Genomic DNA, 26,419 nt, shown 5'->3' on the forward strand with positions numbered 1-26,419 from the left:
GCGGATGTAGCGCAGTTGGTAGCGCATCACCTTGCCAAGGTGAGGGTCGCGAGTTCGAGTCTCGTCATCCGCTCCACTCAAGCCGCCTTGTCACCAAGGCGGCTTTTTTGTATCCGCCACACCCCACACTTTTGAGGTGATGGAGATCGCAGACTTTTTCGCTTCGATGCGGAACTATGAAGATACGGTTACCGACTATTGATAGAGATACCCTGATGGCCACGAATGTCACCAAGACGTTCGTTGGGATTAGGATGTCTTTGCATGCACACGCAAAATTCAGAACTGAAGGAGCTGAAAATGAGCCATCGCGTACCTTGGTTGCGTCGCACGGCAGTGGCGGTGGGAGCTACCGCACTTATCGCGGGCGGATCCGCACCTGTAGCACTGGCGCACGATTCCGTCGTAGGCGGAACCGTAAAGGAGGGCGACCAGCTCGAGGAGTTTCCTGAGGAAATCACCCTGGAGTTTTCCGGCATCCCAAAGGATCAGTTCAACACCTTTGCGGTGACCAATAAGGACACTGGCGAACAGATCTTTAGCCAGGAGCCGGAGCTAGATGACCGCGATCTCACGATCACGACTCCAGATGATGTCGATCCCGGGCCAGGAAACTACCAGGTGGGCTACAACATCACCTCCTCGGATGGACACGCCACGCGCGGTGGGGTCTCATTTACGGTGAAAGGTGAGGATAGCGATGATGCTTCTTCCACCGACGCTGCAGATGCAGATGGAGCTGCAGATTCTTCGAGCGATATGCCCACCTCGGTGAAAATCATCCTGGGCGTGGGCGGTGTGCTGGCCATAGCGGCCGTGCTGGCTTTGTTGATTGCTAAAACTCGTCGAAACGACTCGAAAGGTCACAAATAATGACTAAGAAAATTTCCCGCCTGATTGCCAGCGTTTCCCTCAGCGCCCTGGTTCTTGCTGGTTGCTCTCCGGATAATGAGAGCGATTCCAATAACTCAGAGTCGACTTCGGCTGCTTCTTCCACTGCAAAAACCAGCGAATCCACCGCGGCAGCGGATAAGGACCTGACCTTCGAGGATGCTGTTGTACGCGCGAGCGAAGACAAGGATATGACCGCCATCTTCGGCACCTTGGTCAACCACTCGGATGAAGACATCGAGATCACTGGGTTCTCCACGAACCTGGACGCAGAGATGAACCAGATTCACGAGACCGTCGATGGCCAGATGCGCGAAAAGTCCAGTCCCTTGGTCATCAAGGCTGGCGAGAGCCACGAGCTTGCGCCAGGTGGCGATCACTTCATGTTGATGGGCATGAAGGAAGGAATCATGCCTGGCGATTCCCTCGAGCTCACGGTGACCTTGTCTGGCGGCGATGAGCTTGACCTGGGCACCATCCAGGCCCGCACAATGGGCGCTGGCGACGAGGACTACGGCGACATGGAAGGCATGGATCACGACCACGCGGGCCACGATCACTCCGACCATGCAGGCCACGATCACTCCGGCAAGGACGACGAGAAAGAAAATCACAAGCACTAGTCATGACGGGATTCAGCAGAAGGGGATTTCTCACTGGCGCTGCAGTGTCTACCAGTGCCTTTGCGCTGGTGGGGTGCAACTCGGATAGATCAACACCAAACGCTGAAGCGGAGGAGAACACTCCGCTTGCCGATGCCACCGTAGCTTTCGACGGCCCACACCAGGCCGGCATTGACACGCCGGAGCAAGCACACCTGAACTTGGTGGGCTTTGATCTCAAAGGGGACATCGGCAAGCAGGGCTTTGCCCGCCTGATGAAGTTGTGGACGGAGGATGCGCGGGCGCTGTGTACGGGCCAGCCCCCGTTGGGGACTTTGGAGCCGGAAATGGTGCGCCAGCCGGCGAACCTCACCATCACGTGTGGGCTGGGTGAGAGCATTTTCTCGCTGCTGGGCGTGGATAAACCGGAGTGGCTTGGCGATGTCCGCGCCTATTCCCGCGACCAATTAGAAGAAAAGTGGGGCCAGACTGACATCGTCCTGCAAATCTGCAGCGATGACCCCCTGATGAATACCTACGCCCTGCGGCACATGGTGCGCTCAGGTGAGCACTATGCCGAAGTTAGCTGGCTGCAGCAGGGCTTTATCAACGCCTACGGCAGCCACGAAAAGGGCGAAACCGCGCGCAATATGTTTGGCCAAAAAGATGGCACCGTTAACCCGCACGGCGATGAAGAATTCGCCGACCAGGTCTGGATCGAGGACGGACCAAAGTGGCAGCAGGGTGGCGCGGCCATGGTGGTGCGCCGCATCCGCATGAACCTCGACACCTGGGAAAAGCTGGATCGGCCTTCCCGCGAAAATGCGGTGGGCCGCAAACTGGAAAATGGGGCACCGCTTACGGGTGATAAGGAATTCGATGAGGCGGACTTTAAGGCCACGGATGAGTATGGCTTGCCCGTCATTGATAAGAATTCCCACATGGCGCGCGCCACCGCGCCGAAGGACCACCCAGAGCAAAAGATTTTGCGCCGCCCCTATAACTACGAGCTGCCGCCGGATGGCAAGGATGGCCAACTATCCAATATTGGTCAAATCTTTATTTGCTACCAACAGGATCCCACCAAGCAATTCGAGCCCATCCAGGCGCGCCTTGATGAGGCGGACCTGCTGAATGAGTGGCTGACCCACATTGGTTCGGCGATGTATTTCTGCCCGCCGGGAACCAAAGGCGGCGATGGTAAAGAAACGTGGTGGGCGGAATCGCTTTGCACGCATGCAGGCCTGTAGAATGACTATCCGTAAATTTAACTAGTGGATGCGGCCAGGTATGCCGTATCTGCGCGAGCGCAAAAAGGAGCGCGAATATGGCGGAACTTATTCCCGCGGCACCGGTAAATTACGAATCCTTCACCGTGCCGGCCGGACAAGCGGTTGGCGCGGTCCTCCGCGAGCTGGATCTTCCCAATAAGGGCCCAGAGGCAGTCGTGGTAGTCCGCGGCGTGGACGGTACTCTTTTTGACCTCTCGCACACCCCGGATGAGGAATCGACGTTTGTTCCGGTAGCCGCCTGTGAGGAAGATGGCCGCGCCGTCATTCGCCACTCCTGCGCCCACGTCATGGCCCAGGCCGTGCAAGCCGAGTTCCCCGGCACCAAGCTGGGCATTGGCCCATCCATTGAAAACGGCTTCTACTTCGATTTCCAGACCGCTGAGCCCTTCACCCCGGAGGATCTCAAGGCCCTGGAAAAGCGGATGAAGAAGATCATCAAGGGTGGCCAGCGCTTCGAGCGCCACACCTACGTGTCCACGGCTGAGGCAGAGCAGGCCTTGCAGGATGAGCCCTTCAAGCTGGAACTTATCCAGGACAAGGGCAATGTGGACCCAGACTCCGATGAGGCCGCCGAGGTCGGTGCCGGTGACTTGACGCATTATGACAACGTGAACCCGCGCACCAATGAGGTGGAATGGTTTGACCTATGTCGCGGCCCACACGTTCCCACCACAAAATATATTCCAGCCTTTGCCCTGACTCGTTCGTCCGCCGCCTACTGGCGCGGCGACCAGGCTAACGCTGGCCTGCAGCGCATCTACGGCACCGCCTTTGAGTCCAAGGACGCATTGGCCGCCTACCAGACCATGGTGGAAGAGGCAGAAAAGCGCGATCACCGCCGCTTGGGCCAAGAACTAGACCTGTTTTCCTTCCCGGATGAAATCGGTTCCGGTTTCCCGGTATTCCACCCCAATGGCGCGACCGTGCGCATGGAGATGGAAAACCACTCCCGCAACCGCCACGTGCAGGCGGGGTACTCCTTTGTCAATACCCCGCACATCACCAAGGGCGACCTCTTCCGTAAATCCGGCCACCTTGATTTCTACTCCGATGGCATGTTCCCGCCGATGCAGCTCGATGGCGAGTATGACGCCGAGGGAAATACAGTCAAGGAGCCGCAGGACTACTACGCCAAGCCGATGAACTGCCCGATGCACAACCTGATCTTTGCATCCCGCGGCCGTTCCTACCGTGAGTTGCCGCTGCGCCTTTTTGAATTCGGTACGGTCTACCGCTACGAAAAGTCCGGCGTGGTGCATGGCCTGACCCGTGCGCGCGGCTTTACCCAGGACGATGCCCACATTTACTGCACCGAAGAGCAGCTGGAAGAAGAGCTTACCCAGGTTCTGGGCTTCATCATTTCGCTGCTTGAGGATTACGGCCTTTCCGATTTCTACTTGGAGCTTTCCACCAAGGACCCCAATAAGTTTGTCGGCTCCGATGAGATTTGGGAGCGCTCGACCACGATCTTGCAGTCTGTGGCGGAAAAATCCGGCCTCGAGCTCGTTCCTGACCCTGAGGGCGCCGCGTTCTACGGGCCGAAGATCTCCGTCCAGGCTCGCGATGCCATTGGACGTACCTGGCAGATGTCCACGGTGCAGCTGGACTTCAACCTGCCCGAGCGTTTTGAGCTGGAGTACACTGCCTCCGATGGCACGAAGAAGCGCCCGATCATGATTCACCGGGCCCTCTTCGGCTCCATCGAGCGCTTCTTCGGTGTGCTCCTTGAGCACTACGCGGGCGCCTTCCCGGCGTGGTTGGCACCGCACCAGGTCATGGGCATTCCCGTTGCGGATGACTTCGTCCCGCATCTGGAAGACGTCGCCGCCAAGCTGCGCGTCAAGGGCATTCGCGCGGACGTGGATACCTCCGATGACCGCATGCAGAAAAAGATCCGCAACCACACGACAGGTAAGGTGCCCTTCATGCTGGTCGCCGGTGCCCGCGATGTGGAAGCCGGTGCGGTGTCCTTCCGCTTCTTGGATGGCACGCAGGTCAATGGAGTGCCCGTCGAGGAAGCCGTTGAGCTCATCTCCACGTGGGTGGCAGAGCGCACCAACGAGCAGCCGACAGAAGAGCTCATTCGTGCCCGGCGCTAACCCGCAGAAGGGACATAGCGAGGAGACGTTCGTCGATACCGGTGCCGGTGAGCCGGACCGGTTGGAGCGACTGTGGGCGCCGTACCGGATGGCCTATATCGCGCAGCGGTCCGGGGATCCCTTCGTGGAAGCACCCAAGGGCAGTGATGAGGATGGACTCATCATTGCGCGCGGTGAGTCGGTATATGCGCTGCTCAATCTGTTCCCCTATAACGCCGGCCACCTCATGGTGGTGCCGTACCGCAAGGAATCCGAGCTGGAAAACCTCACCGAGGAGGAATCCCACGAGCTTATGGCCTTTGCCCAAAAGGCCGTGCGGGTGCTCAAGCGCGTATCACAGCCAGAGGCCATTAATGTGGGCTTTAACCTGGGGCGCGCGTCCGGCGGCTCAGTGGGAGACCACCTGCATTTGCATGTGGTGCCAAGGTGGCCCGGGGATAGTAACTTTATGACTGTCCTCGATGGGACTAAGGTATTACCGCAACTACTGCAAGACACCCGTCGTGTCCTGGCAGAGGGTTGGCGTGACATGGAAGAGGAGGACTCGCGTGCTTAGCGTGCATGGGCGAAAGCCCGCCGCCGTGGTGGTGGAACCTATAGCCAAGACCTTTTTAAAGTTGGGATTGACACCCAACGTGGTCACGGTTGTAGGCACTATTGTGACCATCGCTATTTCGGTGATCCTCATTCCTACCGGCCACCTCTTTATCGCTGCCGTACTATCCGGCCTCTTTGCCGCCTTTGACATGCTCGACGGCACCATGGCCCGCCTGACCGGTAAATCGAGCGCTTTCGGCGCCACGCTGGATGCGAGCTGTGACCGCATTACCGATGGCGCATTATTCTGCGCTATCGCTTGGTGGCTGGTGTATACCGCAGACGCATCCAAATGGACCGTGGCGGCCTGCCTGATTACCTTGGTATGCTCCCAGGTCATTTCCTATATCAAGGCTAGGGGAGAGGCCTCCGGTTTCACCATGGTGGGCGGACTGATTGAGCGCCCCGAGCGCCTCATCCTGGCTTTAGGCGGCATCGGCCTAGAGGGCTTGGGCGTAGAGTACGCCGCGGCGGTATCGCTGTGGATCTTGGCAGTAGGCTCAATATTTACCGTGTACCAGCGCATTGCCATTGCAGCGCGCCAAGACGCCGAGATGTAAAATCAAGCGAACATGGGCGCAGCGGGGGCTATCGTTCCGGCTAGTTCGTGGTTTGCGCACAAACTTTTCTGGAGGATCCGGCACCATGTGGGATAAAGAAGATGTAGCAGCGGCCGGGTATTTGGCGGGCTGGAAGGTAGTTCGCCGGCTGCCCGAACCGGTAGCGCGCACCATCTTCCGGTGGGTGGCGGATTTCGCGAGTAACCACGGGCGCGGCATGGATGGCCTGCGACGTAACCTCACCCGCGTAGTGGGGGCAGAAAACGTCACTCGCCAGCTGGTGCGTGATTCCATACGTTCATATATGCGCTATTGGATGGAGGCGTTCCGCCTGCCCGCGATTCACGCGGATCCCCAACTCCATGAGCGCCTCATGAGCGGCTTGGAAGGCCTCGAGCACTTTGATGCCTCCGCGCAGTCTGGCCGCGGCGTGATCTTGGCGCTGCCGCACTCCGGCAATTGGGATATGGCTGGGGTCTTCTTGGTGGGCCACTACGGGCAATTTACCACCGTGGCGGAGCGTTTAAAGCCGGAGGTGTTATTTGATGCCTTCGTGGATTACCGCGAGGAACTGGGTTTTGAGGTCCTGCCGCTTACCGGTGGCGCGGCCCCTCCCTTTGCACGCCTGAAGGATGCCCTGCAGGAGGGCGGGGTAGTGTGCCTATTGGCAGAACGCGATATTACCCGCCGCGGTATCACGGTAGATTTCATGGATGAGGAAGCCAATATGGCGGCCGGTCCCGCGCAGCTAGCCATTGAAACCGGCGCGGCGCTCCACGTAGTGCACTCGTGGTTTGAAGGCGATGGCTGGGGCTTGTCGGTGTCGCCAGAAGTTGAGGTTACCGATGTCCAAGAGACCACCCAGCGGATGGCGGATGGGTTTGCGGCTAATATCCAACGCCACCCCGCGGACTGGCACATGCTGCAACCGCAATGGAATGAGGACGTGGAGCGGCGCCGGCAAGCGCGAAAGGAACGTTCCAGTTAATGCGCATCGGTATTATTTGCCCGTATTCTTTTGACGAACCTGGTGGCGTGCAGGCTCATATCCTTGATCTGGCCACCGTTTTTATAGAACAAGGCCACTTTGTCCAGGTCCTTGGTCCCGCCGCGGAAACCACACCACTGCCGGATTTTGTGGTCAAGGGTGGACCTGCCTTCCCGATTGCGTATAACGGCTCGGTCGCGCGCTTGTCGGTGGGGCCGAAGGTAACGCGCAAGGTCAAGCGCTTCATCCAGGACGGCGATTTTGATGTCCTGCATATCCACGAGCCCAATTCCCCGAGTTTTTCCATGACCGCCTTGGCCGTGGCGCACGGCCCCATGGTGGCGACGTACCACGCCTCGGCGGCCAATTCACTCATCCTCACCTTGGCAAAGCCGCTGCTCGTGCCCTTTTTGGAAAAGATTCGCGGCGGCATTGCGGTATCGGACATGGCGCGGCGCTGGCAGGTGGAGCAACTGGGCGGCGATCCCGTCCTGATCCCCAACGGCGTCGATACCTCCGTTTACGCGCTTGCGCGCAAGAAAAGCGAGCCCGCGCTTGCCGATGCCCCACTCGAGGTCGTCTTCCTCGGCCGCCTCGACGAGCCGCGCAAAGGCCTAGACATCCTGTTAGCCGCTTTGCGCCAGGTCAATAAGAATATTCGCGTCACCATTATGGGCGGCGGCCGCGCCCGCGAGGTCGAGGGCGTGGACTTTGTCGGGCGCGTTAGCGATGCAGAAAAGGCACAGATCTTAGGCCGGGCCGATGTTTACGTGGCGCCCAATACGGGCGGGGAAAGCTTTGGCATCGTGCTGGTAGAAGCAATGGCCGCCGGTGCGGCCGTCGTGGCTTCTGATTTAGAGGCCTTTCGTGCGGTCTGCAACGCAGAATCGGAAGAGCCTGCGGGAGCACTATTCCGCACTGGCGATGCCACCGATTTGGCACGCGTGCTCAACCAGGTCTTGGATGATGGTGACTACCGGCGGCGATTGGTGCGCAATGGCGTGCAACGCGCCCAGATGTATGACTGGGACCATGTTGCCGCGGCGGTCATGCAAGTTTATGAAACGGTGCAAGATGGCACGAAGGTGAGGGTGAAGCGATGATGGCGATAGAAATAACCATCGCGCTGCTTATGCTCATTCTTGTGGGATCGTGGGCCATTTTCACAGCGCAGCGACTAAATTTCCTGCACATCCGCACCGATGCTGCGCTGGCGCAGCTGCAAGCTGCGCTGGACCGGCGAGCGGCGGTAACGGCGGCGGTTGCCCCGGATCTTGCGGCCTTGGCACAAAAGGCCGAATCCACGGAGCTTTCGCAAGGGCATTTTCAAGCCCGCACCATGGTTGAACGCGAGCTTTCGGCCGCCATTGTGCGCGATTTTCCGGTAGGCCAGCGCCCGGCCGCCTTGGCGGATGCAGAAGGCCGCATCCAGTTAGCGCATCGTTTTTATAACGAGGCAGTCAGCGATACGCGTGCACTGCGCCTGCGCCCAGCAGTGCGTTTCTTCCGCCTCGGCGGAACCGCTAAATTACCTGAGTACTTCGACTACATGCTGGCGGATTAAAAACTTAGCCGCGCGTTACCTCCTTAGCGGCATCGGTGCTCGCTTCAGACGCGGCAGGGGTGTCAGAACCGGGCACATTAATTCGCCCCGTATTTGGCGAGGAGGCGTTCTCTGCGCCGGCTTCCGGGCTTGTTTCCAAGCCGCCTGCTGCCACGATGGCTTTTTCTATGCGTCGCGACAAGCTCACCTCAAGGATGAACCATATAAGCGCAAAGAGCACCGCTACGAGGATGAGGACGTTGCGGGCGACGAGCACGTAGACCGGAGTCAGATTTTCGCCCACATACTTCCACACGTAGTCATAGTGGAAAGGGTAGATGTAGGTGCCAAGCGCGGCGGCTGCAACTGCGCATACAGCGAGGAGGCCCTGACAGATTTTGATGGGTACAAACCCGGCGGGGAGCTGTTGGCGTATGACCACAGCGAAGAGGGGGCCTAGCCAAATGATGTACTGGGGCGAAAATACCTTATTGGTGGCTATGAGTAGTAGCACCATGAGGGTGAAGAAGGCGATGGTCGTTCGCGAGGTCCACCCTCCGGCGAAGAAACGGTATAGCGCCCAGCTCAGGGCAAATACCAGCATCCCGGCCGTCGCGATAGTGCTCCACATGATGGCGGTATCGACTCCCGGGCCAGAAATCTCAAAGCTCTTGGAGGGCGCATAACCTAATCGCCATTTACCCGGGTTGAGATGTGCCTGCAATAGCAAGTATGTCGCCGGAACGGATTCGAGTTGGAGTCCGCGCACCCCCTGATAATTCAGTGGGGAAAGGAGTCGGTCCATACCGGAGGTAAAAACTGTGAACGCAGAAAGAGCAGCAACGGAGCCAAAATAGGACGCCAATCGCAGCCAGGAATTAGAGTTATTAAAACGCCCTACCAGTCCAGCCGCGAGGACGCCTGGCCAGAGCTTCATGGTGGTAGCGAAGCCCAATAGGACGGCGCCTGTCTTGGGATGAGAAATAAGAAGCGCTGCGGCACCGGCGACGGCGACGGCAGGAAAAATATCGAGGCGCCACACAAAGACGTGTCCTGCAGCCGTGCCAAAAAATACCCAAAACCAGCCGGCGAGAAAAACCCGCTTATTGCGTTCGTGGTGGCGCAGCAGGAGGGCGAGGAAGATGGCATCGACAAGCAGCGTCATGATGGTAAAGCCGATATAGAATACGCCGCGGTCTCCACCGGTGAACCAGCTTAAGATGATGGTGGGCCACGTGCCCGCGTGGGGGTATTCGGTCATCTTCGTAGGATCGGTGCCAAAAAGGCCGGCGAAATAATAGGCAACATCGCCGCGTGCGCTTTGGTCGAGCTTCAAAAAATAGACCAAAACCAAGCGGGCGAGCACCCAGCCCACCCATACCGCAGGAACTGTCGCGAATCTTTTCACCCAAAAGATTCTAGGGAATAATTTGGTCGTTGAGTAGTTCGAATCAGGTTCCTCGTCACCGGGGGTTGAACTGCCTCGGGGAGTAGGGTGGCAAGGCAGACGAAGACTTACGTGATGTAGCGCATAGTAGGCGCGCAAGAAAGGATGACTGTGGGCACCATTTCTGAGGTTTTGGATTTAGAAGGCACCCAAGATGCGGATGTCTTTTCTGGCCCGGCGATCCCCTCGCAGATTGAACGCACCTTTGGCGGGCAAGTTGCCGCGCAGGCCCTTGCCGCGGCGCAAAGGACGGTGGAGGGCAAGCAGGTGCATTCCCTCCATGGTTATTTCGTTGGCCCAGGTGATACGAAAAAGCCGCTGGAGTTGCAGGTAGAAAGGCTGCGTGATGGCCGTTCCTTTGCCAGCCGGCAGGTTCGGGTCATCCAAGGTGGCCGCCTCGTCTTTATTATGCTGGCTAGTTTCCACCGCGATGGTGATGCAGGTCCCGAACATCAGGATGTGGCACCGCAGGTATTAAGCCCCGATGAAGCCGCTCGTCGTGGCGGCGGGGCGCCCTATTCCACCCGGATTATCTTGAAGGAGTGGGCCGATTGGGATATTCGTTTGGTGCCCGATGAGGGCCGCGATGATGCCGCCGCGGAGGTGACAGGTGCCGGATATCGCCATATTTGGTTTCGCAATACCGGTGAGCTTGGGAGTGATCCCGCCTTCCACCGCGCCGCCCTGACGTATATGTCCGATATGACCCTTATCCGGGCGGCGCTCATTCCGCACCAGGGGGAGAAGGTGCAACTGGCAAGCCTTGACCATGCGGTATGGTTTCTTCGCCCCTTTCGCGTGGATGAGTGGTTGCTCTATGAGCAGGTATCGCCCACAGCAGCGCAAGGAACGGCGATCGCGCGCGGTAAGTTATTCAATGAGCAGGGCGAACTCGTTGCATTGGTCAACCAGGAAGGCTTGACTCGGTTCCTTGATGAGAACTTGGGTAGCGGTTCTGCGCACGGCAATTGGCATAACGGCTAGAAAAGCGTCTGTATCATGGGGGCGCTTTTCCCAGTTCGTGCAGGGCACGTATAATTGTCAACAGATTTAGAACCCAATTAGAAAGGGACTTAATGTCAGGCCACTCAAAATGGGCAACTACCAAGCACAAGAAGGCTGCCAATGACGCCAAGCGCGGCAAGGAATTTGCCAAGCTCATTAAGAACATTGAAGTGGCGGCGCGAACCGGCGGTGGTGATCCTGCGGCCAACCCAACGCTCGATGACATGATTAAGAAGGCTAAAAAGGCCTCTGTCCCCAATGACAACATCGAGCGCGCCCGCAAGCGCGGCTCTGGTGAAGAAGCTGGTGGTGCCGACTGGGAGACCATCATGTATGAGGGCTATGGCCCCAATGGCGTCGCAATGCTGATTGAATGCTTGACCGATAACCGCAACCGCGCGGCTACCGATGTCCGCACAGCGATGAGCAAAAATGGTGGCAACCTGGGTGAATCCGGCTCGGTTGCTTATATGTTCTCCCGCACTGGTTATGTCTTGGTGGAAAAGGGTGAGCTGAGTGAGGACGATGTCTTGATGGCAGTGCTCGATGCCGGCGCTGAAGAGGTTAAAGACCAGGGCGAGAAATTTGAGATCATCTGCGCTCCCACGGATGTGCAGGCTGTCAGGGAAGCCCTTAAGGAAGCAGATATCGAAGTCGATGACTCCGATAACGATTTCCGTGCCTCAGTTGAGGTTCCCCTCGAAGCCAATGACGCCAAGAAGATCTTCCGGCTCATCGATGTTTTGGAAGAGTCCGACGACGTCCAGAACGTATATACCAATATGGATCTATCGGAAGAGGTCCTAGCGGAACTCAACGCAGAATAGGGTTCCTGCACTTATTGGGGCACTAGCTCGGTGGCGGGTCTTCGCGCATGCGGAGATTCCGGCGCCGAGCTTTTGTTGTGTTTTTATTGGGGCAGTCTAAGATTCACGCCGTGTTGTAGAACATGTGTGTGTAAGACATAATGGGGAATTGAGACTAGAAACGACGAGGCCGCGGAACGGGGAGTGGGCGGGTGTGAATATCGAAGGCATGCGCGTGATGGGCATCGACCCTGGGCTTACTCGCTGTGGCCTGTCCGTGGTCCAAGCAGGCCGCGGGCGCGCAATTCTTCCTGTCTCCGTTGGCGTGGTGCGGACCCCGAGCGATAAAGATTTAACCGAGCGGCTCCTGCGGCTGTCCGTTGCGGCCAAGGAATGGATGGACGATTATTCGCCGGATGTGGTTGCCATAGAGCGCGTCTTCGAACGCGGCCAGGTCTCAACCGTCATGCAGACTGCACACGTCGTAGGAGTTCTCGTGCTCGCGGCCGCCGAGCGGGATATTCCGGTGTATATGTACACCCCGTCCGAGGTGAAAAAGGCTATTTCTGGCAACGGGCGCGCCGATAAGAAACAAATGACGGCGATGATTACTCGTATCCTCGGGCTTACGGAGCCGCCCAAGCCGGCGGATGCAGCGGACGCATTGGCGCTGGCTGTCTGCCATTGCTGGCGGGCGCCAGCGATTGTCAGGATGGATAGTACCGGTTTAGGGCTTGGTGCAAAGACCAGTGGTGTCCGCGGGCGGGGGAAGAGCATCAAGCCCTAGTACACTGCTCAACCACTAAGTTTTATTAAATACAAGGTCATGGCGAACGCGTACACAGGTAGGAAGGCACGGTAGAAAATGATTGCGGCATTGCGGGGAGAAGTCCTCCACATTAGTTTAGATCACGGCGTTATTGATTGCGGAGGGGTGGGCTATAAGTTCTTGGCCACCGCAAAGACGTTGGGAACCCTGCGCCGCGGAGAAACCGCCTTTGTACTCACTACCTTGGTGGTCAAGGAAGATGCGTTGACCCTGTACGGTTTTACCAGCGATGACGATCGCGAAATGTTCCAGGTGCTGCAATCCGTGTCCGGCTTGGGCCCTAAACTCGCCTTGGCTGCATTATCCGTCATGGGAGCAGAAGAGCTGGCTGCAGCCATTGGCGGGGAGGATGTTAAGGCGCTGCAGTCTATTCCGGGCGTCGGCAAGCGGATGGCCCAACGCCTTACCTTGGAGCTTAAAGATAAGGTAAAGCGCTTTGCTGGAACTCCAACGGCTGATGCGGCGCCGGCGGCAACAAGCGGCGGTGGCCCAGTTGTCGATAGCGTTACTGAAGCCCTCTTGGGCCTAGGATTTACTGAGAAGGCGGCTCGTCCCGTGGTGGAGGCGGCATATGCCGAAGCCCCCGCGGCGGATACGTCGACCTTGCTGCGCGCGGCCCTAGCCCAGTTGGGTAAGCAGGGTTAAAAGAACACGACGTCAAGAAGACACGAAGGCTACAGCATGTCCGATATTGAGCGTACCGAGTTCAACCTCCCGGAGGGAATGAATGAGGCGCACGATTCACAGCACAATAGTGATGTGGAAGCCACCGCTCACGCCGAAGAACACGATATCGAGCGCTCCCTGCGCCCGAAATCCCTGACGGAATTTATTGGGCAGCCAAAGGTGAGGGAACAGCTGTCCCTCGTGCTGACCGGCGCGAAAAACCGCGGGGTCACCCCGGACCACGTCCTGCTATCGGGTCCGCCCGGCCTGGGTAAGACCACGATGGCCATGATCATCTCGCAGGAACTTGGGACGTCGCTGCGCATGACTTCGGGTCCAGCGCTGGAGCGGGCGGGAGATCTCGCGGCCATGCTTTCGAACCTCATGGAAGGCGACGTGCTCTTCATCGATGAGATCCACCGCATAGCCCGCCCCGCCGAAGAAATGCTCTATATGGCCATGGAGGATTTCCGCATCGATGTGATTGTGGGCAAGGGGCCGGGAGCTACCTCGATCCCCTTGGAGATCCCGCCGTTTACGTTGGTCGGAGCCACAACGCGAGCGGGAATGCTCACTGGTCCGCTGCGGGATCGCTTCGGCTTTACCGCCCAAATGGAGTACTACAGCACCGAGGATCTCACCCATGTGATCAAGCGTGCGGCACATATCTTGGACGTCGTCATCGACGATGATGCCGCCGTTGAAATCGGCTCACGTTCGCGCGGCACTCCGCGCATCGCCAACCGCCTACTGCGCCGCGTGCGCGACTATGCGGAGGTCAATGGCACCGGGCGCATCGATCTTTCCGCCGCGCAGGGGGCGTTGGAGGTATTCGATGTTGATGAAATGGGGTTGGACCGGCTAGACCGTGCCGTTCTTAATGCCCTGATCAATGGTCATGGTGGCGGGCCGGTGGGTGTTAATACCTTGGCCATCGCCGTTGGTGAGGAACCCTCCACTGTGGAGGAGGTGTGCGAGCCGTACTTGGTTCGCGCGGGCATGATTTCGCGCACCGGGCGGGGCAGAGTAGCCACCGCAGCCGCCTGGCAGCACCTGGGCCTGACGCCTCCGGATGGGGCAATTGGGCTGTTTTAAGGGAGCATGAACACCTCGCTGATGGTGTCAGTGAGGTGGAACTAGCCCATGGTTTTTGTGAACCAAACAGTCTGGCATACTGGAAAGTTATGGAAATCATCTTTCTCATAATCATTGTCATTTTGTTCATCATTCCTTCCTTTATGGCGATGCGTAAGCAACGCCAGCGCCAAAACGACATGCAATCGCTGCAAAACTCCCTGCAGAATGGAGATCGCATCGTGACCGCTGGCGGTGTCCACGGCGTGGTGCGCGGAACCACCGATACCAGTGTGGACCTCGAGGTTTCCCCGGGGGTTACCCTTACCTTTGACAAGATGGCGGTGGTTCGCACCGAAAGCGAAGCTCAGAACCTCGCCCGCGGTGGTGCAGACAATGCTGGAGAGCCGCAGCGCGACAACGGTGAGAACAATAATGATGACGGATTCAATGGTGGGGAAGGCGAGCAGCCCTCTAACCGCTAATTCCTCGTTATCGCCCGTGCTCTCAACGAAGGCAAACGCGGGCGCACCCTGTGCACACGGCTAGTGTTCTCTGAACCTGCAATTGGCTTAAGAGAAACGTAGAACCTGACACATTTTCGCTGAATCGCGGACCCCGTTAAGGAAAATGTTGTTCCATGACGTACGATTGTGCGTTGTTAACGTGCCCGTGCCGAATTGGGCGGGCCGTATTTAATGTTTAATCACCCTGGTTTGCAGTGCACAGGAGAATATCGTTGTCCGCATCATCTCGAGGCGCTATGAAAAATAGCAACCGCCAATGGCCCAAGCGCGCCCTCGCGCTTTTTGGGCTTATCGTGGTCGTTATCTATGCGCTGGTCTTTTTCACCGGAAACCGCCAAGCCACCCCAAAGCTAGGCATTGACCTGCAGGGCGGCACGCGCGTTACCTTGGCACCACAAGGTGAAGACCCCACCCAGGACCAGCTACGGCAGGCGCGCAATATTTTGGAACAGCGCGTGAACGGTATGGGCGTTTCTGGTTCCGAGGTCGTCATCAACGGCAATACCCTCGTCATCACAGTACCGGGCGAGGACGCCTCGCAGGCCCAAGCAGTGGGGCAGACCTCTCAGTTGTACTTCCGCCCGGTGGCGCAACCCTCGGCGCCGGATTTGGACAAGCTCGACAAAGAGCTGGAGGATATGGCCAACCGCTGGGTCAAATACGGCGTCCTAGATAAGGACGAAGCTAACAAGAAGTTGGAAGACGTCACCAACGCCGTGGCCCAGCAAGAAGCGCAGGCTGAGGGCAAGGAAGCGAAGGACGTCAAGGCCCCGAAGGTTTCCGCTAAGCCTTTGGATGAGCCGTCCAACTCAATTGAGCAGACCGAGCGTCGCGATGAAATCACCGAGATGTTGTTGAAGGACCGCCAATCGGAGGATCCGACTACGCAGGCAGCGGCCTCTTCACTTTTGACGTGCCAGGGAGCCGCTGACCCGCTGGCTGGCGCAGACGATCCGTCCAAGCCTTTTGTTACCTGTGATTACGACAGCGGCACTCCTTATGTCTTGGAGCCAGCCCCGTTGCTCAGTGGCATTGAGGATGAAGACGGTACCCGTTTGACGGGTAATGAGATTGATACCAATTCCCCGATCAACGGTGGCCTCAACCCGCAGTCCGGCCAGATGGAGATCAGCTTCTCCTTCAAGACTGGCAACGGCCCGAACGGTTCCCAGACCTGGGCGGACCTCACGCGGGAGCACCTGAACGACCAGATTGCTATCACCCTTGACTCGGCTGTCATTTCTGCGCCGGTTATCCAGGGTGCTACCCCGTATGGTTCCGCTACCTCCATTAATGGTGAATTTAGTCAAGAAGAGGCCAATAACCTAGCCAATAACCTGCGCTACGGCGCATTGCCGCTGTCCTTTGCCGGCGAAAATGGCGAGCCCGGTGGCACGGTGGAGTCCATTCCTCCGACACTGGGTAAGGCAGCGCTAGAAGCTGGTCTTTGGGCTGGCTTGGCAGGCTTGATTTTGGTCATCCTTTACTCGCTGTACTACTTCCGCGCGCTCAGTGGTGTGTCCGTTATCTTCTTGCTCGGCTCTGCCCTGCTAACCTACGGCGCTATTGTGCTGCTGGGTCGCTGGATTGGTTACTCGCTCGACCTTTCCGGTATCGCCGGTTTGGTCATCGGTGTCGGTGCGACAGCGGACTCGTTCGTGGTCTACTACGAGCGCATCAAGGATGAACTCTTAGAAGGTAGAACCTTTAGGTCAGCAACGCAGAAGGCCTGGGAGCGCTCGCGCAGCACCATCGTGACCGGTAATGCGGTGACACTCATCGGTTCTGTCATTGTCTACTTCCTCGCCATCGGTGAAGTGAAGGGCTTCGCGTTTACTTTGGGCCTGACCACGGTCTTCGACCTCGTCGTGTCCTTCTTGGTCATGGCACCGTTGATGCAGATTATTGGCCGCCGCCCTGCGGCAGCCAAGCCATCGATGAATGGTTTGGGTGGAATTTATGCGCTAATTGAAGAGCGGCGCGAGCGCGGCTACTACGGAGATTCCCGTTCTGCCGCTACTACGCCGCAGGAGCGCTCCACTGAAAATTCGGCATCCGTTGGCGCCGATTCGTCTGAGAGTTCTTCGCCCTCAGCAGCTGCGGAAGATGAGGAGAAATAATCATGGCCGTATCGACTAAAAATAAGATTTCGCGTTTAGATCGCCTCTATGAAGACGAGCGTGGCTATGACTTCATTGGCCATACCAAACGGTGGTACGGGATTACCGCCGCGCTCCTCGTCGGTGCCATCGTCGCTATCTTGATTCGTGGATTTACGCTTTCCCTCGACTTTGAGGGTGGCACCACCTTGTCCATGCCTGCTGGGGACTTGAAAGAAGACGAGGTAGCTACCGTCTTCGAGGACTCCACTGGCGTTGAACCGGAGCAAGTGCGCATCGTTGGTGCCGGTGATTCTGAGACGCTCGAAATCACCTCTGAGCGCTTGAGCCAAGAAGAGGTAGACAGCGCTCGGTCTGCCATCTACGAGGAATTCCAACCCAAGGATGAAAACGGGGAGGCCACCCCGGACGCCATCGGTTCTTCCACCGTGTCCGAATCGTGGGGCTCCTCGATTACGCAGCGCATGATCCTCGCTATGGTCGTATTCCTCGTTGCAGCGACAATCTATGTGGCGGTGCGCCTGCAAAAGATTATGGCTTTTGCCGCCATTTTGGCGCTAATTATTGATGGCATCGTCATCGCCGGTATCTACGCCCTCTTCGGGTTTGAAGTTTCTCCCGCCGTCATCATCGGTTTGCTCACCGTCCTGACCTTCTCCATCTATGACTCCGTCATCGTCTTTGACAAGGTCAATGAGAATACGGCGGGGCTAGAAGGCCAACGATCTAAGACCTATGGGGAACTCGCCAACTTGGCAATTAACCAGACGGTCATGCGTTCCATTTCCACCTCTATCATTTCCGCGCTCCCTATCATCGCGCTGTTCGTCATTGCCGTATGGCTTATGGGCATCGGTACGCTGCGCGATTTGGCGCTGATCCAGCTCATTGGCGTTATCGAGGGTATTTTCTCCTCGATTTTCTTGGCCACTCCGTTGGTGGTGACGTTTGCTAATTGGACTAAGCGCGTCAAGCAGCACACGCAGCGTGTGCTGGATTACCGCGCGGGTAAGTCTGAGCACGGTGAACCAGCGGATGCGGGTTCTGCAAAGCGCAAGGTGGTTACGCCTTCCGATGTCGGGGCCAAGACGCACAAGGAAGTGGCAGAAGAACAAACTGATCACGGCAGCAGTGCCTCCGGCCATACCGGTGCTACGTGGCGCCCGGGCCGCTAAGTGCCCTTGAACACGGCATAATCAGGCAGACTAAGGCTTGGTCTTTTTAGGAGAAAAGGGGTTGTGCGTACCGTGGAACGCAGATTAGGCACCACACGGTGGTGGGGGCGCCGTCCCAAAATCACGGCGATTGCAGCGGGGCTTTCCGCCCTTGCGCTGGTAGCGGCCTCGTGCAGCAGTGAGGAATCCGAGAGCGGTGACCAGGCTACGCCCAGCGATCCGGAGTCCTACAACTACGCCGGATATATGGTTAACTCTCAGCTGACCACGACGAATGCCGGCACCGCCTTCGGCAGCACTACCTCAGCGGCCCAACTTTCGACGCGGCTTTATCCCGGTCTTTTTGTCCCGGGGCCCTCCGGGCAGCTTATTCCCAATGCGGATTTGGTAGAGACCGAAGAGCTTCCGCCGGCAGCTGATAGTGATCAGGAAAGCGTGCGTGTGACGCTTGCCGATGATGCCACATTCTCCGATGGTGCCCCCGTCACCTGCGATGATTACCTGCTTGCCTATACGGCTGGCACGCACCCGGTTGAATTTGCCTCGCATATGCCGCTGATGAATGACATCGCGGATATCGAGTGCGCACCGCAGAGCAAGGCCTTTACACTGACTTTTCAGAAAGACCAGGGACATCGGTGGCGCCAAATGTTTGGCCCTGGCACCGTCATGCCTGCGCACGCGCTTGCGCAGAAGACGGATTTGACCGTAGAGGAACTCAACGCGGCCTTGCACGCAGAAGACATGGCGACGTTGCAGCCAGTAGCGGAATTATGGCGCTATGGCTTTTCCACCGCCAAGGATGATTTTGACCCCGAGCTGCAGGTCTCCTACGGACCATTCACTGCGGATAAGGTGGGCGATTCCGGCGAGGTTTTCCTAAAAGCCAATGAGCAGTACCGCGGTGATGAGCCTGCCTTGGATCGCCTGGTCATTTGGCCGAGTACTGCCAACGCGCAGGAACTTGCGGATAAGGGCGTTCTCAAGGTGGCGGATTCCGCCGTCGCGGCGCCGGACTGGCTCTCAGGGAACGCGGGCAAGGACGCAGAATCCGAGGAAGGTAACGACGCCCCAGAATCCGATAACGATTCCTCAGACAAGGACTCCGCGGGCGCAGGCGCTGACGCGTTTGAGACGACCACCAAGGTGGGCCTGCAAACCGATACGCTGACCCTGTCGCAGGCCGGGATTTTCGCAGAGCCTTCTGCTAGGAAAGCATTTGCTGCCTGCGTGGACCAAGCGGCGATGGCGCACAAGAGCTCCGAAATATCTGGTGTCGATGTTCCACCGGCTTATGTGCGCACCGTCTCTGTCCAAGATCCGGTAGCCCAAACGCTAGGCTCGGTGGCGAAGGACCACGAGGGAACGGACATGGCTGCGGCCGGCCAGTTGAATGGGTCCACCATCAAGGTGGGCTACGTTGGCCCGGATAAGCGCTATCAGGCGATGGTCGATGCGCTGCGCGCCTCCTGCGAACCGGCGGGGATTACCATCGAGGATGCTGCGGAGGAGAACCTATCGCAGTTTTATCTCAACCCTGATCCGGAAACGGGGCAGCCAACCATCGATGCCTTCTTGGGCCCAGTCGATCCGCTGACCGAGTACTCCGCCGCTGATTCCAGCATCAAAAACTCCGTTCAGCTCAAGGAGCAGGAAGAGCAGCTGTGGGAGAGTGTTCCCTCCATTCCGGTCGCTGCACAGCCGCGCGTGTTTATTGTTCACCGCGACGTGGAGGGTGTCCTGCCGTACACTGGCATCTCGGGCATCGGCTGGAATATGGATCGTTGGCACGTGTCGGCACAAGAACCTGTGGAAAAGGCCTAGGCCTTTTCCGCTCCTAAATTATTTCTCGCTATTTAGTTCTCAAGGAAGATGATGACCTCTCACTACAAATCAGCAGCACAAGCATTGCGCGATAACGTGCGCCTTGTGCAGGACTTTCCAGAAGAAGGAATTCTTTTTGAAGACCTCACACCGGTATTAGCCGATCCTGAAGCATTTCAGGCCGTTGTTGATGGACTCGCGGCCGCGTGCGAGGAGCTGGGTGCGGATCTCATTGGCGGCTTGGATGCCCGCGGGTTCCTGCTTGGCTCTGCCGTGGCGTACAAACTGGGTTTGGGCATTTTGGCCATTCGTAAGAAGGGCAAGCTTCCGCCGCCGGTATATACCGAGGAATACGAACTGGAATATGGTTCGGCCGCGTTGGAGATCCCCGCCAGCGGCGTTGATGTGAAGGGCAAGCGCGTGGTGCTTGTCGATGACGTCCTGGCCACCGGTGGCACCCTCCACGGCGCCAAACTGTTGCTGGAGTCTGCAGGTGCCGAGGTCGCGGGCAACGTCGTGGTGCTAGAAGTTAAGGGTCTTAATGGTCGTGAACGCTTATCGGGCCCGCCGCTCATTGTGCTGGATGACGCTGACTAAGATGGTGTGTCTAAGCTAGATCACACGATCTGGAAAGGCGCTGCAGCCAGCAATAAAGGCTGCGGCATTGTGAAGGGCGGTAGAGATGGCCACGGATAAGTCAGCAAAACGCCAGGCTAATAACGGGATGCGGAGCATGTCTGCTCGGCTTGCCCGGTCACTGACCGGCGGGCGGGTCAAGATTAACCCCGTGCTCGATCCCCTCATGTCTATCCACCGGAAATTCCATCCCAAGGCGGATGCGGAACTACTCAACGCTGCCTATAACACCGCGGAAAGGTTGCATGAGGGAGTATTCCGCAAGTCGGGTGAGCCGTATATTACCCACCCTCTGGCCGTAGCTACGATTGCCGCGGAAATCGGTATGGATACCACCACCATTGTTGCAGCGCTCCTGCACGATACGGTGGAGGATACCGATTACACGCTGGAGGATCTGACCCGAGACTTCGGGCCCGAAGTTGCCCGGCTCGTTGATGGCGTGACCAAGCTGGACAAGGTGGCCTTGGGTGCTGCGGCCGAGGCTGAGACGATCCGCAAGATGATCGTCGCCATGGCCAACGATCCGCGCGTCCTTGTCATCAAGGTCAGCGACCGGCTGCACAATATGCGCACCATGCGCTTTTTGCCTCCAGAAAAGCAGGCCAAAAAGGCGCGCCAAACGCTAGAAGTCATTGCCCCCTTGGCCCACCGGTTGGGCATGGCGAGCGTGAAATGGGAACTAGAGGACCTGTCTTTTGCCATCCTCTATCCCAAAAAGTACGACGAAATCGTGCGCATGGTGGCAGAGCGCGCGCCCTCACGCGATCGTGCCCTGAAGGAAATCATCAACCAAGTGGGTGCCGCCTTAAAGGAAAATGGCATCGAGGCCGAAGTAATGGGCCGGCCGAAGCATTACTGGTCTATCTATCAAAAGATGGTCGTCCGCGGCCGCGAGTTCGCGGAGATCTTCGACTTGGTGGGCATTCGCGTGCTGGTGGATGACAGCAATAGCTGTTACGCCGCCATTGGCGTCGTGCACTCCATCTACCAGGCTCTGCCGGGGCGTTTTAAGGATTATATTTCCTCCCCGCGCTTCGGCGTCTACCAGTCTTTGCATACGACGGTGCTCGCGGACGGCGGAGCGACCCTTGAGGTACAGGTCCGCACGCACGAGATGCACTACAATGCCGAATTCGGCGTCGCCGCGCACTGGCGCTATAAGGAAACGAAGGGAAAGAATTCTGGGCACCAGGAAGAGGTGGACCAGATGGCCTGGATGCGCCAGCTGCTGGACTGGCAGAAAGAAGCGGCTGACCCCAATGAGTTTCTCGATTCCCTGCGCTATGACCTGACGGCGCGCCAGATCTTCGCCTTTACCCCGAAGGGTGATGTGGTGGATCTGCCGGCGGGTTCCACTCCGGTGGATTTTGCCTATGCCGTGCATACGGAGGTCGGGCACCGCTGCATTGGTGCCAAGGTCAACGGCAAATTGGTGGCGCTAGAATCGCCGCTGAAATCTGGCGACAAGGTAGAAATCTTTACCTCCAAGGATCCTAACGCCGGCCCGTCGCGCGATTGGCAGGAATTCTTGGTCTCCCCGCGTGCCAAGGCAAAGGTCCGCCAGTGGTTTGCCAAGGAAAGGCGTGAGGAGCACCTTGAAGCCGGGCGCGATGCCTTGGCCACTGAGGTGCAGCGCGGCGGCTTGCCGATGCACCGCCTGTTTACCGCCAGCTCCATGAAGCAGGTGGCAGAACAGCTGCACTATTCTGATGTCGATGCCCTATATACTGCCATCGGCGCAGGACACGTTTCCGCACAACACGTGGCCAACCAATTGGTCGCCATGTTCGGCGATCGCGATGATGCCGTGGATGCGCTGGCTTCTCGAACCCCGCTGTCGGAGCTCGAGCATTCTCGCGCGCAGCATACTAAGGACTCCGCCTCCGGCACGGGCATCTTGGTGGAGGGAAGCCCCGATGTCATGGCCAAGCTTGCGAAGTGCTGCCAGCCGGTGCCCGGGGACGCTATTTTCGGTTTCGTCACCCGCGGTGGGGGAGTATCCGTGCACCGTGCGGACTGCGCCAACGCGGAAAAGCTCAAATCCGAACCGGAACGCATGTTGAAGGTCGAATGGTCCTCTGGTACCTCTTCTACCGGCGCCTTTTCTGCCACGCTGCAGCTTGAGGCATTGGACCGTCAGGGCTTGCTGTCTGAGCTAACGCGGGTACTCAGTGACCAGAACATTAATGTGTTGACCATGAATTCGAACCGCGGCGAGGACCAAATTGCCACGATGCGATTCACCTTTTCAGTCTCGGATACCAAACAGCTGGGTTCGTTGATGACGACGCTGCGCAATACCGAGGGCGTCTTTGACGTCTACCGCGTGACCGCGTAACCGTTTGACTGCCTGGCTACCTCCCTGCGCGGTTGCTTGGTAGAGCAACGCGCGGGCTACGGGCAGGTGACGATTGTGTGAATTCTGGGCGGAGGAGAGGTAAAAGACCAGTTCACAGGTGGTGTGCTTTCTGCGAGTTGGTTAAGAAAGCGATATAAATTATCTGAATACTTTCTACGACACAGGAGTAATTATGCAGTTCCGCCGCATCGGCCAGTTGGTGGCCGCCACCACCGTCACCGCCGTCGCTCTCTTCGGCACGCAGGCCCTAGCGCAGGAGAACATGACCACCATCTCGGTTACCAATATCACTGACTTGCACGGTCACCTGGAAGATGGTCTGAGCGACCCTGCTAAGGCGGGCGATGAGATTGGCGTGGCTCGCCTGCAATCGCTTATCAAGCAGGTCAACGAAGGCCAGGAGTTCAACCTCACCTCTTCGGGCGATAACGTGGGCGGTTCTGCATTCGTCTCGGCCATCTCGGATGACAAATACACCCTGGAAGCGCTCAATGCCATGGGGATGAAGGCAACCGCAGTGGGCAACCACGAATTCGACAAAGGCACCGAGGACCTAACGGATCGTATCCAGCCCGCTTCTGACTATCCCATCCTCGGCGCCAATGTATTAAAAGACGGCAAGCCGCTTTTGGATGCCTCTCATGTGGAAGAAATCGATGGCGTGAAGGTCGGCTACGTCGGCACCGTCACCCAAAACACCAAGTTCAAGGTATCCGCGGCAAAGATTCCGGGCGTTACCTTTACCGATCCTGTCGAGGCAACGAACAAAGAAGCCACTCGCTTGAAGGAAAGCGGCGAGGCAGATGTCGTGGTTTCCCTTTTCCACGAGGATGCGGAAGAATACGCAAAGGGCTTTAATAAGGACGTCGATATCCTCTTTGGCGGCGATACCCACCAGACCACCCAGGGAACGGTTGAACGCGACGGCGCGCTGCCACTGCAGTGGGCGCAAGGTTATGAGTACGGCAAGCTGCTGAACGATGCCGATATTACCTACGACAAGGCCGCGGGCAAGGTGAAAAGCATTGATCTCAAGCAGTACGACGCGACTGCTGCGGCGCAGGTAGAACCCGATGCTGACATTGCGGGCATCGTTAAGAAGGCACAGGATGAAGCCGAGGTAGAAGGCTCGAAGAGCGCTGGCACAGTCGAAACCGACTTGTTCCGCGGTTCCGATGAGGGGCAAAAGCCAGGCTCTAACCGCGGTGTCGAGTCCACCCTGAATAACTTCATCGCGGAAGGGCAGCGCTATGCCATGAGCAAGCAGGTGGGTGAGGACATTGACCTCGGCGTCATGAATGCAGGAGGAGTGCGCGCCGATTTGCAGGGTGGCGATGTAACGTACAAGGACATCTTTGAGGTCCAGCCGTTTGGTAACTCTGTTATTACCGCGAAGGTCTCCGGCAAGGACTTCATCACCGCACTAGAAAACCAGTGGCAGGAGGGTAGTAGGCCGCGTCTAGCCATGGGGCTGTCCAATAATGTCCAGGTGGTCTATGACCAAAAAGCATCTCACGGCCAGCGCGTCAAGGCGGTGACTGTTAATGGCGAGCCCCTCGATCCGAATAAGGACTATTCCATCGCGCTTTCTTCCTTCCTTGCTTCCAGCGACAGCGAAAAGGGCGGCGATGGTTACTTTGAAGCAGGCTCCATCAAGGACAAGAACGATGTGGGATACATGGACGCCCAAGCCATGATCGACTACATTGCGTCCGGTGAGTCCGAGGTCCGCAAGGGACAGGGCCAAATTGGCGCCCACATCGATGGCGCTATTGTCCCGGGCAAAGAAATCACCGTCGAACTGTCCAGCTTGAATTACACCAGTGAGGGCGAGCCAATGGCTAAGACCGTCACGGTGAAGTTGGGGGATGAGGAAGTATCTGCCGATATCGACAACTCCAAGCAGGAAGGCGATGACCAATTTGGCGAGCGCGGACGTGCGCAAGTGACGCTTACCGTTCCAGAAGGCCTAACTGGCTCTCAGAACCTAGAAATCACCACCGATGCTGGCACGCAAGCAATCCTGCCCGTGGAATTGGGTGACGCCAATGGTGCCCCGAAGATACCGCAAGGCTCTTCCTTTGGCGGCGCAGCCCTTGCCATCGTGGCGGCACTAGCGGCAGGAATCGCCTTTATTGGTTTAAATCCCCAGGTGCTGCCGGCACCACTGCGGGCCATCTTTGATGACCTGCGCAAGACTTTTCACATCTAATTAGGGATCCAATTCCTGCGGATACGCGAAAAGCGCTTTTCCTCGCTTAAAGGGGGAAAAGCGCTTATTTTTCTGTGCTGTGTCTTGCATCCTAGTAACCTCAAAAGCCGTGGATATCTTTGAACGGTTTTTACGCGAGGCTACTTTTCAACTAGGAATCGAGCTACATCGAGTTCCTGTTGTCATGTTGTCTACATTAGGCATCTATCTTGCCTTTATGGTCTTGGTAAAGCTTTTTGGTTCTCGCGTATTGACCTCCATGACGGCCTCTGACGCGATCATCATCATTATGTTCGGTGCCGTTGCCGGGCGAGTGATCATTGGTGTTCCACCCACATTAGCGGCGGGTGTTATCGGGCTGACCACGCTGATGGCCCTGGAAGCTGCATTCGGCACCATCCGCAAGGTGGTGAAGTGGACGCGATTTTTGGATCGCCGCCCTGTTCTCATCGTCTTTCAGGGCGAGATGATTGACGATAATCTCACCGTGTCCCACATCACTCGCTCTGATGTGTATTCCGCGGTGCGAAAGGCTGGTTTGGCCCGCATGGAAGACGTTCAGATTATGGTTTTAGAACCCACCGGGCACATATCTGTCATCAAGAATGGTCAGGACATAGACCCAGATATCTTTAATGACCTCGTTGGCTCTGGGTATATCAAACAGGCCAAAGAGTCTTAAAGATTTGATAGAGGGGGGAGAACTTCAGAACTACCTTTCGTAGAACCGCCGTGCAGTTCAATAAGAGCACGGCGGTTAAGCACTCTCAAGGCGCGTTAGCGTTTAGAAAGGAAGTTTGAAGTTCTTTAGAAGGTCATCGATGTTGATGTACTTATTGGCGAAAGCGAAGAGAGTACCCAGTGCACCGACAGCAGCAGTAATAACTTCGATCCAGGCCTTGATGGACTCAGGATTCGCGTCCTTGGAAGACAAGTCTTGCGTTTTCTTGGCGTCGTTTTGCTTGTTTGCGTCCGAATCAATCTTCTGGCTAGGAGTGCCGGTGGAGGTGGCAGATGAGACCTGAGCGGCGGTATCCACATTCTCCGCGGCAGTGGCCACGGTGGTGCCAGCGAGAGTAACGGATAGCGCGGTTGCGCCGGCGAGGAAGGCCTTGCGGGAGAAAAGCTTCATTGTGTTTCCTGTCAAGCTTGTGGTGTTCAAAT

The 26,419-nt window shown here is 57.5% G+C and carries 24 protein-coding genes and 1 tRNA gene; 23 read left to right on the forward strand and 2 right to left on the reverse strand.

Annotation, left to right across the window (positions count from 1 at the left end; genetic code table 11):
* From ABRP88_RS01575 to ABRP88_RS01620, 10 genes are all read left to right on the forward strand, one after another.
* Positions 1–76: transfer RNA gene (locus tag ABRP88_RS01575), tRNA-Gly, on the forward strand.
* Between the two features lie 188 nt (positions 77–264).
* Complete coding sequence (locus ABRP88_RS01580; RefSeq protein ID WP_410757085.1) at positions 265–873, forward strand: copper resistance CopC family protein; 609 nt, start codon at positions 265–267, stop codon at positions 871–873.
* Positions 873–1,514 (forward strand): copper chaperone PCu(A)C, encoded by a 642-nt coding sequence (locus ABRP88_RS01585; protein WP_349835875.1) that lies wholly within the window; start codon positions 873–875, stop codon positions 1,512–1,514. The genes ABRP88_RS01580 and ABRP88_RS01585 overlap by 1 nt, the downstream gene beginning before the upstream one ends.
* A 2-nt stretch (positions 1,515–1,516) precedes the next feature.
* Positions 1,517–2,743: a Dyp-type peroxidase gene (locus ABRP88_RS01590; protein WP_284784244.1), complete on the forward strand. Its 1,227-nt coding sequence runs from the start codon at positions 1,517–1,519 to the stop codon at positions 2,741–2,743.
* 77 nt (positions 2,744–2,820) lie between these two features.
* A complete protein-coding gene (thrS, locus tag ABRP88_RS01595) occupies positions 2,821–4,884 on the forward strand; it encodes a threonine--tRNA ligase (RefSeq protein WP_349835877.1) in 2,064 nt (687 codons plus the stop codon).
* Positions 4,871–5,440: an HIT family protein gene (locus ABRP88_RS01600; RefSeq protein ID WP_284784242.1), complete on the forward strand. Its 570-nt coding sequence runs from the start codon at positions 4,871–4,873 to the stop codon at positions 5,438–5,440. The genes thrS and ABRP88_RS01600 overlap by 14 nt, the downstream gene beginning before the upstream one ends.
* On the forward strand, positions 5,433–6,041 hold the full coding sequence (pgsA, locus tag ABRP88_RS01605; RefSeq protein ID WP_284769698.1) for a phosphatidylinositol phosphate synthase: 609 nt from the start codon (positions 5,433–5,435) through the stop codon (positions 6,039–6,041). Before ABRP88_RS01600 ends, pgsA begins: the two co-directional genes overlap by 8 nt.
* An 85-nt stretch (positions 6,042–6,126) precedes the next feature.
* On the forward strand, positions 6,127–7,029 hold the full coding sequence (locus ABRP88_RS01610; protein ID WP_349835880.1) for a phosphatidylinositol mannoside acyltransferase: 903 nt from the start codon (positions 6,127–6,129) through the stop codon (positions 7,027–7,029).
* Positions 7,029–8,132 (forward strand): glycosyltransferase family 4 protein, encoded by a 1,104-nt coding sequence (locus ABRP88_RS01615; protein WP_284796070.1) that lies wholly within the window; start codon positions 7,029–7,031, stop codon positions 8,130–8,132. Before ABRP88_RS01610 ends, ABRP88_RS01615 begins: the two co-directional genes overlap by 1 nt.
* Positions 8,132–8,593 carry a hypothetical protein gene (locus tag ABRP88_RS01620; protein WP_284782247.1) on the forward strand — a complete coding sequence of 154 codons (462 nt, stop codon included), beginning with the start codon at positions 8,132–8,134 and terminating at the stop codon, positions 8,591–8,593. Before ABRP88_RS01615 ends, ABRP88_RS01620 begins: the two co-directional genes overlap by 1 nt.
* Before the next feature lie 4 nt (positions 8,594–8,597).
* Here the strand turns inward: ABRP88_RS01620 and ABRP88_RS01625 are convergent, their stop codons facing one another.
* On the reverse strand, positions 8,598–9,980 hold the full coding sequence (locus ABRP88_RS01625) for a DUF2029 domain-containing protein (RefSeq protein WP_349835882.1): 1,383 nt from the start codon (positions 9,978–9,980) through the stop codon (positions 8,598–8,600).
* 144 nt (positions 9,981–10,124) lie between these two features.
* Between ABRP88_RS01625 and ABRP88_RS01630 the strand changes: the two genes are divergently transcribed.
* The 13 genes from ABRP88_RS01630 (at position 10,125) to ABRP88_RS01690 (ending at position 25,937) form a co-directional block, all read left to right on the forward strand.
* On the forward strand, positions 10,125–11,003 hold the full coding sequence (locus tag ABRP88_RS01630) for an acyl-CoA thioesterase (protein ID WP_349835883.1): 879 nt from the start codon (positions 10,125–10,127) through the stop codon (positions 11,001–11,003).
* A 92-nt stretch (positions 11,004–11,095) separates the two neighbouring features.
* A complete protein-coding gene (locus tag ABRP88_RS01635; protein ID WP_284769704.1) occupies positions 11,096–11,851 on the forward strand; it encodes a YebC/PmpR family DNA-binding transcriptional regulator in 756 nt (251 codons plus the stop codon).
* 193 nt (positions 11,852–12,044) lie between these two features.
* Positions 12,045–12,617 carry a crossover junction endodeoxyribonuclease RuvC gene (gene ruvC, locus ABRP88_RS01640; protein ID WP_284769705.1) on the forward strand — a complete coding sequence of 191 codons (573 nt, stop codon included), beginning with the start codon at positions 12,045–12,047 and terminating at the stop codon, positions 12,615–12,617.
* 78 nt (positions 12,618–12,695) lie between these two features.
* The gene (gene ruvA / locus ABRP88_RS01645) at positions 12,696–13,304 is read left to right on the forward strand and encodes a Holliday junction branch migration protein RuvA (RefSeq protein WP_349835884.1); all 609 of its coding nucleotides are present in this window, start codon (positions 12,696–12,698) and stop codon (positions 13,302–13,304) included.
* A 36-nt stretch (positions 13,305–13,340) separates the two neighbouring features.
* Positions 13,341–14,420, forward strand: a complete 1,080-nt coding sequence (ruvB, locus tag ABRP88_RS01650) for a Holliday junction branch migration DNA helicase RuvB (protein ID WP_349835885.1) — start codon at positions 13,341–13,343, stop codon at positions 14,418–14,420.
* Positions 14,421–14,509: 89 nt separating this feature from the next.
* On the forward strand, positions 14,510–14,884 hold the full coding sequence (gene yajC, locus ABRP88_RS01655) for a preprotein translocase subunit YajC (RefSeq protein ID WP_284769708.1): 375 nt from the start codon (positions 14,510–14,512) through the stop codon (positions 14,882–14,884).
* Positions 14,885–15,162: 278 nt separating this feature from the next.
* On the forward strand, positions 15,163–17,046 hold the full coding sequence (secD, locus tag ABRP88_RS01660) for a protein translocase subunit SecD (protein WP_349835887.1): 1,884 nt from the start codon (positions 15,163–15,165) through the stop codon (positions 17,044–17,046).
* A gap of 2 nt (positions 17,047–17,048) precedes the next feature.
* Entirely contained in the window at positions 17,049–18,221 is a 1,173-nt protein-coding gene (secF, locus tag ABRP88_RS01665) for a protein translocase subunit SecF (protein WP_349835889.1), read from the forward strand.
* Positions 18,222–18,293: 72 nt separating this feature from the next.
* Positions 18,294–20,045, forward strand: coding sequence for an ABC transporter substrate-binding protein (locus ABRP88_RS01670; protein WP_349835891.1), 1,752 nt, complete (start codon positions 18,294–18,296; stop codon positions 20,043–20,045).
* Positions 20,046–20,096: 51 nt separating this feature from the next.
* On the forward strand, positions 20,097–20,642 hold the full coding sequence (locus tag ABRP88_RS01675) for an adenine phosphoribosyltransferase (protein ID WP_349835893.1): 546 nt from the start codon (positions 20,097–20,099) through the stop codon (positions 20,640–20,642).
* 85 nt (positions 20,643–20,727) lie between these two features.
* The gene (locus ABRP88_RS01680; RefSeq protein WP_284782045.1) at positions 20,728–23,022 is read left to right on the forward strand and encodes a RelA/SpoT family protein; all 2,295 of its coding nucleotides are present in this window, start codon (positions 20,728–20,730) and stop codon (positions 23,020–23,022) included.
* Between the two features lie 193 nt (positions 23,023–23,215).
* Positions 23,216–25,255, forward strand: a complete 2,040-nt coding sequence (locus ABRP88_RS01685) for a bifunctional metallophosphatase/5'-nucleotidase (RefSeq protein WP_349835895.1) — start codon at positions 23,216–23,218, stop codon at positions 25,253–25,255.
* 109 nt (positions 25,256–25,364) lie between these two features.
* Positions 25,365–25,937 (forward strand): DUF421 domain-containing protein, encoded by a 573-nt coding sequence (locus ABRP88_RS01690; RefSeq protein ID WP_410755690.1) that lies wholly within the window; start codon positions 25,365–25,367, stop codon positions 25,935–25,937.
* A 102-nt stretch (positions 25,938–26,039) separates the two neighbouring features.
* Here ABRP88_RS01690 and ABRP88_RS01695 read toward each other — a convergent pair whose 3' ends face one another.
* Entirely contained in the window at positions 26,040–26,387 is a 348-nt protein-coding gene (locus ABRP88_RS01695; protein WP_349835896.1) for a hypothetical protein, read from the reverse strand.
* Positions 26,388–26,419: the final 32 nt, after the last annotated feature.

This window comes from Corynebacterium sp. KPL2734 (assembly GCF_040225595.1).
In the GTDB taxonomy this organism is placed as follows: domain Bacteria; phylum Actinomycetota; class Actinomycetes; order Mycobacteriales; family Mycobacteriaceae; genus Corynebacterium; species Corynebacterium rhinophilum.

Bases quoted from the DNA above. Each gene is read 5' to 3' on its own strand.
- ABRP88_RS01630 (WP_349835883.1), top strand. From the start codon at position 10,125: ATGACTGTGGGCACCATTTCTGAGGTTTTGGATTTAGAAGGCACCCAA.
- ruvA (WP_349835884.1), top strand. From the start codon at position 12,696: ATGATTGCGGCATTGCGGGGAGAAGTCCTCCACATTAGTTTAGATCAC.
- secD (WP_349835887.1), top strand. From the start codon at position 15,163: ATGAAAAATAGCAACCGCCAATGGCCCAAGCGCGCCCTCGCGCTTTTT.
- ABRP88_RS01695 (WP_349835896.1), bottom strand. From the start codon at position 26,387: ATGAAGCTTTTCTCCCGCAAGGCCTTCCTCGCCGGCGCAACCGCGCTA.
- thrS (WP_349835877.1), top strand. From the start codon at position 2,821: ATGGCGGAACTTATTCCCGCGGCACCGGTAAATTACGAATCCTTCACC.
- ABRP88_RS01615 (WP_284796070.1), top strand. From the start codon at position 7,029: ATGCGCATCGGTATTATTTGCCCGTATTCTTTTGACGAACCTGGTGGC.
- secF (WP_349835889.1), top strand. From the start codon at position 17,049: ATGGCCGTATCGACTAAAAATAAGATTTCGCGTTTAGATCGCCTCTAT.
- yajC (WP_284769708.1), top strand. From the start codon at position 14,510: ATGGAAATCATCTTTCTCATAATCATTGTCATTTTGTTCATCATTCCT.
- ABRP88_RS01635 (WP_284769704.1), top strand. From the start codon at position 11,096: ATGTCAGGCCACTCAAAATGGGCAACTACCAAGCACAAGAAGGCTGCC.
- ruvB (WP_349835885.1), top strand. From the start codon at position 13,341: ATGTCCGATATTGAGCGTACCGAGTTCAACCTCCCGGAGGGAATGAAT.
- ABRP88_RS01580 (WP_410757085.1), top strand. From the start codon at position 265: ATGCACACGCAAAATTCAGAACTGAAGGAGCTGAAAATGAGCCATCGC.
- ABRP88_RS01585 (WP_349835875.1), top strand. From the start codon at position 873: ATGACTAAGAAAATTTCCCGCCTGATTGCCAGCGTTTCCCTCAGCGCC.
- ABRP88_RS01620 (WP_284782247.1), top strand. From the start codon at position 8,132: ATGGCGATAGAAATAACCATCGCGCTGCTTATGCTCATTCTTGTGGGA.
- ABRP88_RS01675 (WP_349835893.1), top strand. From the start codon at position 20,097: ATGACCTCTCACTACAAATCAGCAGCACAAGCATTGCGCGATAACGTG.
- ABRP88_RS01685 (WP_349835895.1), top strand. From the start codon at position 23,216: ATGCAGTTCCGCCGCATCGGCCAGTTGGTGGCCGCCACCACCGTCACC.
- ABRP88_RS01590 (WP_284784244.1), top strand. From the start codon at position 1,517: ATGACGGGATTCAGCAGAAGGGGATTTCTCACTGGCGCTGCAGTGTCT.
- ABRP88_RS01610 (WP_349835880.1), top strand. From the start codon at position 6,127: ATGTGGGATAAAGAAGATGTAGCAGCGGCCGGGTATTTGGCGGGCTGG.
- ABRP88_RS01680 (WP_284782045.1), top strand. From the start codon at position 20,728: ATGGCCACGGATAAGTCAGCAAAACGCCAGGCTAATAACGGGATGCGG.